Source organism: Labrys sp. F242 (assembly GCF_057813875.1).
On sequence record NZ_JBVASG010000004.1, the window covers coordinates 509,419 to 523,073 of the forward strand.

General features: G+C 63.3%; 10 protein-coding genes. 6 read left to right on the plus strand and 4 right to left on the minus strand.

Annotation, left to right across the window (positions count from 1 at the left end):
* The 4 genes from ACZYTC_RS25820 (at window position 1) to ACZYTC_RS25835 (ending at window position 6,217) form a co-directional block, all read left to right on the plus strand.
* Entirely contained in the window at window positions 1-1,803 is a 1,803-nt protein-coding gene (locus tag ACZYTC_RS25820) for a sensor histidine kinase (RefSeq protein ID WP_441770829.1), read from the plus strand.
* A complete protein-coding gene (locus ACZYTC_RS25825) occupies window positions 1,778-3,160 on the plus strand; it encodes a sigma-54-dependent transcriptional regulator (protein WP_434960742.1) in 1,383 nt (460 codons plus the stop codon). Before ACZYTC_RS25820 ends, ACZYTC_RS25825 begins: the two co-directional genes overlap by 26 nt.
* 125 nt (window positions 3,161-3,285) lie before the next feature.
* Window positions 3,286-4,548, plus strand: a complete 1,263-nt coding sequence (locus tag ACZYTC_RS25830; protein WP_441770713.1) for a class I SAM-dependent methyltransferase — start codon at window positions 3,286-3,288, stop codon at window positions 4,546-4,548.
* 112 nt (window positions 4,549-4,660) lie between these two features.
* Window positions 4,661-6,217 (plus strand): B12-binding domain-containing radical SAM protein, encoded by a 1,557-nt coding sequence (locus ACZYTC_RS25835; protein WP_488990885.1) that lies wholly within the window; start codon window positions 4,661-4,663, stop codon window positions 6,215-6,217.
* 187 nt (window positions 6,218-6,404) lie between these two features.
* Here ACZYTC_RS25835 and tkt read toward each other — a convergent pair whose 3' ends face one another.
* From tkt to ACZYTC_RS25850, 3 genes are all read right to left on the minus strand, one after another.
* Window positions 6,405-8,450, minus strand: coding sequence for a transketolase (gene tkt / locus ACZYTC_RS25840; RefSeq protein ID WP_454817874.1), 2,046 nt, complete (start codon window positions 8,448-8,450; stop codon window positions 6,405-6,407).
* A 328-nt stretch (window positions 8,451-8,778) separates the two neighbouring features.
* Window positions 8,779-9,636 (minus strand): MipA/OmpV family protein, encoded by an 858-nt coding sequence (locus ACZYTC_RS25845; protein ID WP_441770710.1) that lies wholly within the window; start codon window positions 9,634-9,636, stop codon window positions 8,779-8,781.
* 146 nt (window positions 9,637-9,782) lie between these two features.
* Entirely contained in the window at window positions 9,783-10,397 is a 615-nt protein-coding gene (locus ACZYTC_RS25850; protein ID WP_441770709.1) for a TetR/AcrR family transcriptional regulator, read from the minus strand.
* A gap of 119 nt (window positions 10,398-10,516) precedes the next feature.
* Between ACZYTC_RS25850 and ACZYTC_RS25855 the strand changes: the two genes are divergently transcribed.
* Together ACZYTC_RS25855 and ACZYTC_RS25860 are read left to right on the plus strand one after the other, a co-directional pair.
* Window positions 10,517-11,086, plus strand: coding sequence for a hydrolase (locus tag ACZYTC_RS25855; RefSeq protein ID WP_441770708.1), 570 nt, complete (start codon window positions 10,517-10,519; stop codon window positions 11,084-11,086).
* Window positions 11,083-12,213: an AbrB family transcriptional regulator gene (locus tag ACZYTC_RS25860; protein WP_488990886.1), complete on the plus strand. Its 1,131-nt coding sequence runs from the start codon at window positions 11,083-11,085 to the stop codon at window positions 12,211-12,213. Before ACZYTC_RS25855 ends, ACZYTC_RS25860 begins: the two co-directional genes overlap by 4 nt.
* Before the next feature lie 106 nt (window positions 12,214-12,319).
* On the opposite strand, the gene glyA is transcribed toward ACZYTC_RS25860, so the two are convergent.
* The gene (gene glyA / locus ACZYTC_RS25865) at window positions 12,320-13,624 is read right to left on the minus strand and encodes a serine hydroxymethyltransferase (RefSeq protein ID WP_434960734.1); all 1,305 of its coding nucleotides are present in this window, start codon (window positions 13,622-13,624) and stop codon (window positions 12,320-12,322) included.
* Window positions 13,625-13,655: the final 31 nt, after the last annotated feature.

The window sequence follows — 13,655 nt, forward strand, 5'->3', positions numbered from 1 at the left end:
ATGCTCACCGTTCTCTATAAATGGTGGAGCCGCTCGATACGCTGGAAGCTCGTCGGCGTGTTCGTCATCATCAGCGTCATTCCGATGCTGATCGCGACCAAATTCGCCACGCAAGTGGTCTCCACCACGTTCGAGGACAATGTCGAGGCCTGGCTGTTCCAGACCTCGCACTTTTTCGTGGCCAACATCCTCGACCAGCGTCGGGAAACCGCCAGCATCGCCGACGTGCTCGCCGAGAATGGCAGCCTGACCGCTCTCGTCACCGGACAAACGCGCGAGATGCCGCCGGCGGTGTCGCATATGATCAATGCACTCGGCTATGATCTCCTGCTGATCTCCGACAATGAAGGCAAGGTCGTCTTCTCCTCCAAGCCGGCCACCAACATCACCAGCGTGCCCTTCGGCGAGGGCCAGAAGCTCTATCTCGACGTGATCGACGGCACGCCGACCCTGATGGCGGCGGGCTCCAGCACCTTCGACTATCAAGGCCAGCGCTACCACGTGCTGATCGGTACGCTGGTCGACCAGAGCTTCGTCGCCAATATGGGGGCATTGTCGTCGCTGACCGTTCGCCTTTACTACAAGGTCAATGGCCAGTTCACTCAGGTCTATGCCTCCAACGGGCAAGCGCCCATTGCCTTGCCCGCGGCGACGCTGGCCGAGGTCGCCGGCAATGGCGTCGATGAGTATACATCCGCCGACATCGCTAGCGAGGATATCTCCATCGGCATCTATGCGCCGATCCGAGATGGCAACACCCTCATTGGCGTATTGTTTTGTGGCCTCAGCTCGGAGTCGGGCATTGCCGATTGGGTGACGAGCAAGAACCTGTTCATCGCCATCTTCGCCTTCGGCATGCTGCTGTCGCTCGGCGCCGGCCTGATCATGTCGCGCCTGCTCACCAGCCCGGTCATTCGTCTTGCGGAGGGCGTCAACGCCATCGCGAAGGGGGATTTCACCCAGCGCGTGCCGACCCGCCGCCACGATGAACTCGGCCAGTTGTCCATCGCGTTCAACTCGATGGCCCAACAGCTCGAGGGGCTGCGCAAGATGGAAGCCAAGCTCAGAAGGCGCGAGCGCATGACCACGCTCGGCGAGGTTGCCGCCGGCCTTGCGCATGAGGTGCGCAATCCGCTCGGCATCATCAAGACCTCCGCCGAGCTCCTCCAGAACAGCGCCAACCTGACCGAGGTGGAGACGCGGCGCCTGGGCTATGTCATCGACGAGGTCCGCCGGATCGACCAGTTGATCCGCGACTTCCTGGCCTTTGCCCGGCCGCCGCAGCGCATGACGGACCTGGCTCCCGTCGATCTTGTCGACCGGGTTCTCGGCAGTTGCCAGAGCGAGATCGAGCAGCAGCAGGTCCTCGTCAATGTCGAGGACGAAAGCGGCGGAGCCCGCATCCATGTCGATCGCGATCAGATGATCCAGGCCTGCCTCAACCTGGTGCTCAACGCTCTGCAGGCCATGGAAGGAACGCCCGAACTGGCGACGGCACCCGGTCTTGCCGTTCGCCCACGCCTCGACATTCGCATCACCACCGAGGGAGACGAGGTGCATTTCATCTTTGCCGACAATGGACCTGGCATCCCGTCAACCCTGATCGACCGCATCTTCGATCCCTTCGTCACCACCAAGGACAGCGGCACCGGGCTTGGCCTCGCACGCGTCTTCGCCGTCGCCGAAGGTCATGGCGGCTGGATCGAGGCCCGCAACGCCACGCATGGCGGCGCCATTTTCGAACTCGTGATACCGGCATCTCAACGGAGGGCAGGCGATGTCCCAAACGATCCTGCTCGTTGACGACGAGGTGAAGCTGCTCGACGTGTTGAGCGGCGTGCTGGAGGGGCTGGGCTATCGCCCGCTTACCGCAAGCAGCGGTGCCGCCGCGCTCGAGCGGTTGGAGCAGGAACCGGTCGATCTCGTGCTCACCGATCTGCGCATGCCCGGCATGAGCGGGCAGGAATTGCTGGCCGAAATTCACCGCCGCCATCCTTCCATGCCGGTGGTGATCATGACCGCCTACTCGACGGTGCGCGACGCCGTCCAGGCCATCAAGGACGGAGCCTTCGACTATATCGACAAGCCGATCGAACAGGAGGAGCTGGCGACGACCCTCGCCAACGCCCTGCGGCTTCACGAGGCTTTGCGCGACAACGAGCGCCTGCGCCAGGAATTGGCCGGACGCTACAAGTTCGACACGCTGGTGGGCAAATCCCCCGCCTTCCAGAAGGTACTGCGTGCCGTGAGCGAGGTGTGCGAGCAGCGCACCACGGTGCTGCTCACCGGCGAGAGTGGCTCGGGCAAGGAAGTGGTGGCCCGCGCCATCCACTTCAACAGTCCGCGCCAACGCAAACCCTTCGTCGCGGTCAATTGCGCCGCCATTCCCGAGGCACTGCTGGAAAGCGAGTTCTTCGGCCATGTGAAGGGCAGTTTCACCGGCGCCGTCAGCAATCGCGTCGGCCGTTTCGCCCAGGCCGAGGGTGGCACCCTTTTCCTCGACGAAGTCGGCGACATGCCGCTCAACCTGCAGGCCAAGATCCTGCGCGTGCTGCAGGAGCGCCAATATGAGCCGGTGGGAGCCACGGGCTCACGCACGGCCGATGTGCGCATCATCGCCGCGACCAACCGCGACCTCACCCAGATGGTGGCCGAGAACAAGTTCCGCGAGGATCTTTACTACCGCCTCGCCGTGTTCCCGATCGCCTTGCCGCCTCTGCGCGAACGCGCCGAGGACATTCCGCTGTTTCTCGATCTTTTCGCCGACGACCTCGCGCCCACGCTCGGCAAGCGCGACATCCGTTTCAGCCCCGACGCCGTGCGCGTGCTGACCGCCTATCGCTGGCCCGGCAACATCCGCGAACTGCAGAATTGCGTAGAACGTTCACTGATTTCGGCGCGCGGCCCGGTGATCTCGGCCACCGACCTGCCGCCCTATATCGCCGAAAAGCCCGGCAACGGCGCAGCGCAGGATTTTCCCATTCAACTAGACGATGCAGCTGCCGCCTTCGAACGCGGCCTCATCGTCGAAGCCCTGAAGCGGGCCGACGGCGTGCAGGTGCGCGCAGCCGAACTGCTCGGCATCAATGAACGCAGCCTTTGGCACCGGCTGAAGAAATACGACATCACCGTCTCCAAGACGGTCGGGCCGCGCTCCTAGAGCAAAGCGCGTTCAGGTGTGAACGCGCGTTGCTCTCATTGTTTTGTTTCGACGCGTCTTTGCGATTCTTGGCGATTCCGACGAACCGCAAAACGCTTTGACGCCGCCCCATAGGAGATCATGAGATGGATGCCATCCTGGACCGCATCGTGCGCTGGGCCTTTGCCCGGATCGTCAGCCGCGGCAATCTGACGGTGGTGACACCCGCCGGAACCCGGCTCGTCTTCGGTGACGGCAGCGGCGAACCTGTCACCGTCCGCCTGACGGACCGGGCTGCTGTGTTGGCGCTGCTGGCCGATCCGGACATGCGGCTCGGCGAACTCTACATGGACGAGCGCTTCCTGGTCGAGGAGGGCTCGATCTACGATTTCGTCCATCTCATCCTGCGCGAGGGCCAGAACCAGACCCATCCCCTGCCCGCGCGCCTCATCGATCGGGCCCGCGCCGCTCTGCGCCGGTTCCGGCTGCGCAACCTGCCGGGCCGTTCCAAGCGTAATGTCGCGCATCACTATGATCTCGACGGGCGCCTCTACAACCTGTTCCTGGATGCCGACCGGCAATATTCCTGCGCCTATTTCGAATATCCCGGCCAGAGCCTGGAAGACGCCCAGGCCGCCAAGAAGCAGCACATCATCGCAAAGCTTCGGGTGGGGCCGCAGCACAGGGTGCTCGACATCGGTTCGGGCTGGGGTGGTCTCGCCTGCTCGATCGCCGAGGCCGGAGCTGCCGAGGTCCGAGGCGTCACCCTGTCGGAAGAACAGCTCGCCTTTGCCCGCGAACGGCCCAAGGGCGTTGTCGAGGGCCGCGTCCATTTCGACCTGATCGATTATCGCAGTGTCCAGGGACGCTTCGACCGCATCGTTTCCGTCGGCATGTTCGAGCATGTCGGTCTTGCCTATTACGAGACCTTCTTCCGGACCGCCGCCCGGCTTCTGGCCAACGACGGCGTGATGCTCCTGCATACCATCGGCTGTTCGTCCGAACCCGGCTTCACCACGCCCTGGCTCGACAAATACATCTTCCCCGGCGGCTACATCCCCTCGCTTTCGGAGATCCTGCCGGCCATCGAGCGGGCCGGGCTGATCGTCACCGATGTGGAAGTGCTGCGCCTGCATTACGCCGAAACGCTGAGGGCCTGGCGCGAACGTTTCCTGTCACGCTGGGGCGAGGCCGAGGCGCTGTATGACGCGCGTTTTTGCCGGATGTGGGAATATTACCTCGCCGCCGCCGAGGTCGCCTTCCGCTGCGAGGATCTGGTGGTGTTCCAGATCCAGCTCGCCCGGTCCAACCAGACCCTGCCGATGACCCGCGACTATATCAGCGCCGAACGTCGGCCGGCGGCCAGCAAGTTTACGCCCGTAGACGCCCAGCTTGGAAACGTAGCCTGAGGAGACGCGCCCGACTCGTCTCCTCTCAGTCTGCCCGGACTGCCCCCTGAACCAAACGAAATGATGGAATAGCCGCAAGAATCTCCCTCAACTCCACCGAACGGTGACGACCATGGCCCATATCGTGCTGATCAATCCGCGCTTCGAGGCTTCCTATTGGGGCCTGGAACATGCCCTGCCTCTGTTCGATGCCAAGGCCAACCTGCCGGTCGCCTGCCTGCCCTTGCTGGCGGCGCTGACACCGGCCGAACACACCGTCACCCTGATCGACGAAAACGTCGAGGCAATCGACTATGAGCTCTGCGCCCGGGCCGATATCGTCGGCCTCACCGGCATGATCGTGCAGCGTTTCCGCATGCGCGAGATCCTCGATGAGTTGAAGCGTCGCAAGTGCTTCGTAGCGGTCGGCGGTCCCTGGATCACGGTGAGCGAGGACTATTTTGGCGACGACGCCGACGTCACCTTCATCGGCGAAGCCGAGGAGAGCTGGCCACACTTTCTGGATGACTGGGTCCATAATCGCCATGCCCGTCGTTACGAGCAGGCCGACAAGACCGATATGTCAACGGTGCCGGTGCCGCGCTTCGATCTCCTCAAGATGGACGATTATGCGGTCGGCAGCGTGCAATTCTCGCGCGGCTGCCCGTTCACCTGCGAGTTCTGCGACATCATCGTGGTGTTTGGCCGCAAGCCCCGCATCAAGACCAGCCGGCAGGTCATCGCCGAACTGGAGGCGCTGCTGGCGACCGGGATGGATACCGCCTTCATCGTCGACGACAATCTGATCGGCAACAAGAAGGCGATCAAGGAAGTGCTGCGCGACGTCGTCGCCTGGCAGGTCGCGCATGACTATCCGATGACCTTCGTCACCGAAGCCTCCATCGACCTCGCCGACGACGCCGAACTGATGGAACTGATGGTCGACGCCAATATCCGGGTGGTGTTCATCGGTATCGAAACGCCCAATGAAGCCGCTTTGCGCGAGACCAAGAAGCTGCAGAACGTGCGCAAAGGCGCCACCATGCTGGAAAAGGTCCACACCATCCAGCGCAGCGGCATCGAGGTATGGTGTGGCATGATCCTGGGTTTCGACAGCGACGATGCCTCCATCTTCGAAGCCCAGCGCGTTTTCATCCGGGAGTCCCGCATCGTCAACGCCATGGTCGGCATGCTCGCCGCCATTCCCAAGACGCCGCTCTACGCTCGGCTCGCTAAGGAAGGCCGTCTCGATCTCTCCGACCTGCAGCCCTACGGCACCAATGTCATCCCTCTCAATTTGAGCCGCGAGGCACTGCGCGACGGCTATCTGGAGGTGATGGCCGATCTTCACCAGCCCCAGGCCTTTTTCGACCGGCTGGACGCGCTCTATCTCGACGAACGCATCAAGCCGGAGCGCTCCAGGCTGCGGCATCTGCGCCGCCATCCGCTGCGCCTGGCGAAGCTCAACCTGATGTGGATGCTCGAAGCCGCCGGTATCTTCCTGCGCCTGATGCGCCGGGTGCCCCAGAAGGAACTGCGTCGGGTCTATCGCCAGCGCTTGTGGACGATGCTCAAGCGTCGCCAGTCGCCGGTGGTGATGCAGATCTATGCGATCAAATGCGCCATGCATTACCACGCCCATACCATGATCAGCGACATGCGGGCGGGCCGGATCGTCAACTCGTTCTAGGGCGTGTCGTCAGTTATGGTTTCGAAGCTTTGCTTGCACAGATTTGTGCTGACGGACGTCCAATGACCGCGCAGCAATTGCGCGCGGTCAGAAGTCGAGGAAACGCCAGCACAAGGCAAGGAGGGCCAAAGGCTTCTTGCGCTGGTCGTTCTCAGCCACTTTGGCGGTCACTTAGACCTATGCCGTTTCACGAACCATCTCCGCTGACGACAGCACGGGCGGCACGAACGACAGCATCCGTCGTAATATCGAACTTCTTGTAGACATCGTCGATTTTGCCGGATTCACCGAAGTCGTGCATCCCAACGAAGCGCCCCTCGAAGCCGAGATAGCGCTCCCAGCCGAGTTCCACCGCTGCTTCCACGGCGACGCGCGCGGTCCCTTCGCCGAGCACCGCCTTCTTGTAGGCAAGATCCTGCTCCTCGAAGAGCAGGCGGCAGGGCATGGAGACAACGGCCGTGGGCACTCCCTCCTGCTGCATGATTTCGCGGGCCTCGACGGCGAGATGAAGTTCGGAACCTGTCGCCAGGATGGTCAGCTTACGCGCTCCGCCCTCGGCTTCCAGCAGGACATAGGCACCGCGGGCGGATTTGTTCTCCAGGCTCGCCTCCCGGCGCAGCAGCGGCATGGGTTGGCGTGACAGTGCGATGAGTGCGGCACGGCGCGGCTGATCGAGGATGAGTTCCCAGCATTCGGCCGTCTCGACGGGATCGCCGGGGCGGTAGACACCCAGATGCGGGATGGCACGCAGTGCCGCCAGATGCTCGACAGGCTGATGGGTGGGGCCGTCCTCGCCCAGACCGATCGAATCATGCGTCATCACGAAGATCGTGCGGATGCGCATCAGCGCCGCAAGCCTGATGGCTGGGCGGCAATAATCCGAAAAGCACATGAAGGTTCCGCCGTAGGGGACGAGGCCGCCATGCAGCGCGATGCCGTTCATCGCAGCCGCCATGCCATGCTCGCGCACGCCGTAGTGGACGTAAGACCCGGCATAGGCGCCCGGCCTGATCTCGACCTGGCTCTTGGTCCTCGTGTTGTTGGAGGGCGTGAGGTCGGCCGAGCCGCCAAGCAATTCGGGGATCGCGTTGGCGAGGTGTTCGAGCACGGCGCCGCTCGCCTGCCGGGTTGCCATGCCCTTGTCGCCAGCGATGAACTCCTGCTTGGCGGCGGCAATGGCGCTCTTCCAATCTGCCGGCAGTTCGCCCCTGTGGCGGCGCTCGAATTCCGCGCGCAGCGGCTCCGGCGTGGCCTTGACACGCTCCAGCCAGGCGGCGCGAGCGCTTGCTCCCTTCGAGCCGATGTCGCGCCAGGCCTTCAGGAGGTGGTCGGGGATCACGAAGGGCGGCGAGTCCCAGCCCAGTATCTTGCGGGCACCGGCGATCTCCTCTTCCCCTGGCGCATCGCTATGGGCCTTCTGCGTGCCGGCCCTGGTGGGGAAGCCGAAGCCGATGATCGTCTTGCAGGCGATCATCGACGGCTTGTCCGTCACCGCGCGGGCGGCCGTGATCGCCTCGCGGATGGCGTCGGTGTCATGGCCGTCAATCTCCTGAACATGCCAGCCGGAGGCCCGGAAGCGCTCGATCTCGTTGTCGGACACGGCGAGGCTGGTCGCCCCGTCGATGGTGATGGAATTGTTGTCCCAGAAGGCGATGAGCCGCCCCAGCTTGAGATGGCCGGCCAGCGAGATCGCCTCCTCGCTGATGCCTTCCATCAGGCAGCCATCGCCCATAAAGACATAGGTGTAATGGTTGACCAGATCGTCGCCGAAGGTCGCATTCAGGATGCGCTCGCCCAGAGACATGCCGACCGAATCCGCGATGCCCTGCCCAAGAGGGCCAGTGGTGAGCTCGATGCCGGCGGCATGGCCGTATTCGGGGTGACCTGGTGTCTTGCTGCCAACCTGGCGGAAACGCTCCAGCTCTTCGATCGGCATGTCCTTCTCGCCTGTCAGGTAAAGCAGGCTGTAGAGCAGCATCGAGGCATGGCCGTTGGAGAGAACGAAGCGATCCCGATCGGGCCAGTGGGGCTCCGCCGCATCGAACGTCATGAAATCCTTGTAGAGGACAGTGGCGATGTCAGCCATGCCCATGGGCGCGCCGGGATGACCGCTCTTGGCCTTCTGCACGGCATCCATCGACAGGAACCTGATGCAATCTGCCATGTCGCGGAGATGCTGGTCACGCGGGGCAGGTACCGTCTTCGGTGTCGCGGTTGAAGTGGCTTCATCCATAAGCACGATCCTTCTCAATGAGGTGATTGCGCGACAGCAAGCCTGTCAACCGCATTGCCTTACCGCGCAGATACGGCAACATTCGTTCATACTATAATCTGGTAACCTAGTCGCTTGATGACGAACCCTCATCGTCTTTTTGGCTGGGCTGAATACCACCGCCCCCATCCTGAAGTTCGCCTGGAAAGCCGCGCGAAAGTCACGATCGACTTTCCGCTCATGGTAGGCGCGTGGGGGGCAGTACAAATCGTTCCACCCAAAGCTTGAATCGTAATCAGTCTTCAATGGGAAGGCCTGAATCTCAACAAGTCTTGGCGTAAAGCGCGTTCTAGCGAAACTTCAGGCCGAAGGAATAGCTCAGGCTGAGGCCGACCGTGTTCTGATTGACCGAACCGAAGCGCTTTGTGACCGGGCTGTCGGCGGCATCGCCCGTCAGGCGCTCGAACTTGTCGTAGACCGTAGCCTTCCAGGCTGGCGAGAATTGATAGGAAACCGAAGCGAGGGCGCCATAAGCCTTGATGCCGGCCGAGGGGTCGTAGGGTATCACCTGCCCATTACGCAGGGCATCGCGCTCCGTCACGCCGAAGGAGGAGCGCATATAGGTCCCGTTGCCGACCGACAGGCGCGGGCCTATGGAAAAAGTGAAGGCGCCATAGGGCTGCACCCAATCGGCCGAGAAATCAGCGACCAGCCCCTGCCCCGCCCGCAGGGCCTGGCGTACCTCCGCCCGGGCACGCAACTGGTTCTCGATCAGCCAATATTCCATGAACAGGCCGGCATCCAGCGTCGCGGGTACCGTATGCACCCCGGTGAGGTCCCGCTCATCCGACCGTGAGCGGCCACCGCGGAAATCGGCCGCGGGCCCGATGGCAAAGCCATGGCTCTCCAACAAGGCGAAGGAGAACGCATCGTCGGGGGCGCCCCAGCCTGGCGCTTCCCCGGCGCGCCTGATGTCGAAATCGGAGGGCAGCACCGTGACGCTGGTTTTCGAAGCGCCTTCATAGGTCGGCCCGTACTGAACCCCAACGCCCAATGTCACGATCCAGTCCGGACCGGCATCAGGCTGCGAGGAGAAGTTCAGTACCGAATAGGGAGAGCGTTCATCGGCATGCGCCGGCAAGCCGGAGACGAGCGAACCGGCACCCAGACCAAGGAAAGTTAGAACGGGCAACACACTCGAACGCATGGACACGGCATCCTCAAACTGGATCGTACTTGCGGCACCTTCCATCGCCTTGACAAGCAAAATCAGGCTAGAGGTTTAAGATTTCATGGGCATGACGCGATTGCGCCAGGGTAGAGAGAGCTACAGCGCGCCCAGACTATCAATCATCATGGCCGCGCGGGCGCCAGGCTGGCTGCCAGATAGAGACGGTTCATCAATCTGAGCTGGTCGGGAGCACCGGGGGTCGTGGGTGCATCCCTGCGCATCATGCCGACCATGGTCTTCATGTTGTTGAGCACGACCGCCGCTATATCGTCCGCCTCGGCCTCGGCCAGGCCTGGCGCGTTGGCCTTCAGCGCTGCGCGTACGCCGGCAAGAGCCTGGGCGCGGAAGCGGAGGCGGATCTGCGTCCAATCTGTCCTCGAATCCAACAAGGCCGTGACGGCCCGTGCCTTGGGATGAAGCTTTACCAGGAGCTCGATCAGGAGGTCCGCCAGTTCCTCCGGCGTGACATGTCCTGCCTGGTCGCGCACGGAATCATAGGCCGCGGCAAGGACCGTCGCATAATGGTCCATCAGGGCATCCGCCACCGCGTCCTTGCTGGGAAAGAAGCGATAGAGCGAGCCGATGCGGGCATCGGCGCGCAGGGCGATCTCCGCCATCGTCGTCGCTTCGAACCCGCGCTCCTGGATCACCTCCGCCGCCGCCTCCAGCAGTTCCGCCACGCGTTGGCGGCCGACCTCGCGCTGCGGCGCCAGGGTTTTGCGTTTCTGGCTTGACAAATTTGAGTCCACCCTCAAATAGATATGTTGCTTGAGCAATTCCTCAAATAAATAGCGACCTTCCCCGCACGGCGCAACCCGGCACAGGACGGTCGAGAACCCGGCGAAAGGATGGTTCCATGCTCGCCCTACCCGCCCGCACCACGGCCCTCATTCTGATCGATCTGCAAAAGGGCATTGTCGGTACGCCGACCGAGCCCTATTCCGGCTCCGACGTGCTTGCCAAAGGGCAGCTCCTGGCCAGGCGGTTTCGCGCCGCTGGCGCCCCCGTCATTCTCGTCAATGTCGCCTTTTCTCCGGATTTCGGCGACGCGCCCACGGGAGCGGTCGATCAGCCGATGAAAATACCGCCCGGCGGTTTTCCCGACGGCTGGGCCGATCTGGCCGACGGCCTTGCAGAACCCTCCGATCTGCGGGTCACCAAGCGCCAATGGGGCGCCTTCTACGGCACCGAACTCGACCTGCAGCTGAGGCGTCGCGGCATCACCACCGTGGTCATCGGCGGCATCGCCACCAATATCGGCGTGGAGTCGACCGCCCGAACCGCCCATGAGCATGGCTATGCCGTCGTGCTGGTGGAGGACGCCTGCACGGGCCGCGCTGCAGACATGCATGCCTTCGCCTTCGAACGCATCTTCCCGCTCCTCGCCCGCGTGACCAAGGCCGACGAGGTCACGCTCCAGCCATGAAACGCTTGGCTCGATGGCCGGGCCCTGCCCGCCTCTCTCTTCAATCCGCGCCGCCGGCTCGGCGTTGGGCCGCATTGCTGGCCTGTTCCATCCTGCTTGCGGGCCTGCTGCAAGGGTTGAAGCTTCCCGCGGCCTTCATGCTCGGGCCCCTGTCTGCCGGCGTCCTGCTCCAGATGGCGGGTGGAGCGGTCAAGGTTCCCTCGTCCCTGAACGCAGCAGCACAAATGGTGATCGGCTGCCTCATCGCCCAGGCGATCAATCCGACGATCCTTGCCAGCCTTGCCCGGCAATGGCCGGTATTCTGTGCCGTGGTGGGCCTTGCCGTCGCCGCGAGCGCGCTGATCGGATGGGGCATGAGCCGCTTGCGCATCATTGCCGGCAGCACGGCAGTCTGGGGCATGCTGCCGGGCGCCGCCACCGTGATGATGGCGATGGCGGAAGCCTATGGTGCGGATTTCCGCCTTGTCGCCTTCATGCAATATCTGCGCGTGGTTCTGGTGGCTGCGGCCGCTTCGCTGATCGCCCTCCTTTTCGTTCAGGACGGCGGCGGCCGCTTCGCGACCGGCTTTTTCCCGCCGATGGCGTTCAGCGATCTCCTGGCGACGGCAGCGATCGCGCTTGCCGGCGGCGGCATCGGCCGCCTCCTGCGCATCCCCGCGGGCATGCTCCTCGGCCCCCTGGCACTCGGCGCGCTCTTCAATGTGCTGGGCTGGGTCCGGATTGAATTGCCGCCGATCGTGCTCATCGCGAGCTATACGCTGATCGGCTGGAACACCGGCTTGCGCTTCACGCCGCAGATCCTGGCCGCAGCCGCCCGGGCCTTGCTGCCGAGCGTGGGCGCTACCGTCCTTCTGATGGCCTTCTGCGGTTTTCTGGCCTGGCTGCTCGTGATCTTCCTGCATGTCGATCCGCTGACGGCCTATCTCGCCACCAGCCCGGGCGGGGTCGATGCGGCCGCCATCATCGCGGCCTCGACCCATGTCGACACTCCCTTCGTCATGGCCTTGCAGACGGTTCGGCTGATCATCGTGCTGGTCATCGGTCCGAGCGTGGCGCGATGGGTGGCCGATACGCTCGGCCGACCGGTTTCCGAGGCCGGGCCGGTCGATCTCAACGATCCGAACTGACGCGGCCCCGACACCGGCACGTTTTCAGAATTGCAGGCCCAGGCCACGGCAGCGGGTAGAAGGCCATGACTTGGACAATGGCCATGGCCTTCCACTTCACTCTGATTCAATCATAGATTGGGAAGCGGGCGAGCAGGTCCTGCACCTCCTCGCGCACGCCGGTTTCCACGGCGCCGTTGCCCTCTTCGCCATCGGCGGCAAGACCGTCGATCACCTTGAGCGTCAGGCGTGCAACTTGCCTGAACTCTTCGGTCATGAAGCCGCGGGTCGTGCAGGCCGGCGTGCCCAGGCGTACGCCGGAGGTGACCATCGGTCCCTGGGGATCGAACGGAATACCGTTCTTGTTGCAGGTGATGTGAGCGCGTCCGAGCGCGGCTTCCACCGCCTTGCCGGTGAGGTTCTTGCGGGTGAGATCCACCAGCATCAGATGGGTGTCGGTACCGCCAGACACGATGTCGACGCCGCCACTGGACAGTCCCTCCGCCAGGGCCTTGGCGTTATCGACGACATTGGCGGCATAGGTCTTGAACTCGGGCGTCAGCGCCTCGCCGAAGGCGACGGCCTTTGCGGCGATGACGTGCATCAGGGGCCCTCCCTGCAGGCCGGGAAAGACTGCCGAATTGATCTTCTTGCCGATGTCCTCGTCATTCGACAGCACCATGCCGCCGCGCGGGCCGCGCAGGGTCTTGTGCGTTGTGGTGGTCACCACATGGGCATGGTCGAGCGGATTGGGATGGACGCCGCCTGCAACCAGGCCGGCAAAATGCGCCATGTCGACGAACAGCTTGGCGCCGATCTCGTCGGCGATCTCGCGGAAGGCTTTGAAGTCGATGATGCGCGGATAGGCCGAGCCACCGGCCAGGATCAGCTTGGGCCGGTGGGTCTTGGCGAGGGCACGCACCTCGTCGAGATCAATCCGATGCGTCTTGGGGTCGACGCCATAGGAAACCACATTGAACCACTTGCCCGATTGGTTGACGGGCGCACCATGGGTGAGATGGCCACCCGCGGCAAGGTTCAGGCCGAGAAAAGTATCGCCCGGCTGCATCAGGGCCATGAACACCGACTGGTTGGCCTGGCTGCCCGAATTGGGCTGCACATTGGCAAAGCTGCAGTTGAACAACTGCCGCGCCCGCTCGCGGGCAAGTTCCTCGACCTCGTCGACGTGTTGGCAGCCGCCATAGTAGCGGCGCCCGGGATAGCCCTCGGCATATTTGTTGGTAAGGACGGAGCCCTGCGCCTCAAGCACCGCCCTGGAGACGATGTTTTCGGAGGCAATCAGTTCGATCTCCTCGCGCTGGCGATGAAGCTCGCGGCCGATGGCACCGCTGACCGCCGGATCGGCCTTGGACAGGGTATCGCGAAAGAAATGGCCGGTATCGGTGCTGCCGGATCTGACTGGGCTATCCATGAAACTCTCCCTTGTGACGCCCGGAGGCGCT

Bases quoted from the DNA above. Each gene is read 5' to 3' on its own strand.
- ACZYTC_RS25845 (WP_441770710.1), bottom strand. From the start codon at position 9,636: ATGCGTTCGAGTGTGTTGCCCGTTCTAACTTTCCTTGGTCTGGGTGCC.
- ACZYTC_RS25825 (WP_434960742.1), top strand. From the start codon at position 1,778: ATGTCCCAAACGATCCTGCTCGTTGACGACGAGGTGAAGCTGCTCGAC.
- ACZYTC_RS25830 (WP_441770713.1), top strand. From the start codon at position 3,286: ATGGATGCCATCCTGGACCGCATCGTGCGCTGGGCCTTTGCCCGGATC.
- ACZYTC_RS25820 (WP_441770829.1), top strand. From the start codon at position 1: ATGCTCACCGTTCTCTATAAATGGTGGAGCCGCTCGATACGCTGGAAG.
- ACZYTC_RS25835 (WP_488990885.1), top strand. From the start codon at position 4,661: ATGGCCCATATCGTGCTGATCAATCCGCGCTTCGAGGCTTCCTATTGG.
- tkt (WP_454817874.1), bottom strand. From the start codon at position 8,450: ATGGATGAAGCCACTTCAACCGCGACACCGAAGACGGTACCTGCCCCG.
- ACZYTC_RS25860 (WP_488990886.1), top strand. From the start codon at position 11,083: ATGAAACGCTTGGCTCGATGGCCGGGCCCTGCCCGCCTCTCTCTTCAA.
- ACZYTC_RS25855 (WP_441770708.1), top strand. From the start codon at position 10,517: ATGCTCGCCCTACCCGCCCGCACCACGGCCCTCATTCTGATCGATCTG.
- glyA (WP_434960734.1), bottom strand. From the start codon at position 13,624: ATGGATAGCCCAGTCAGATCCGGCAGCACCGATACCGGCCATTTCTTT.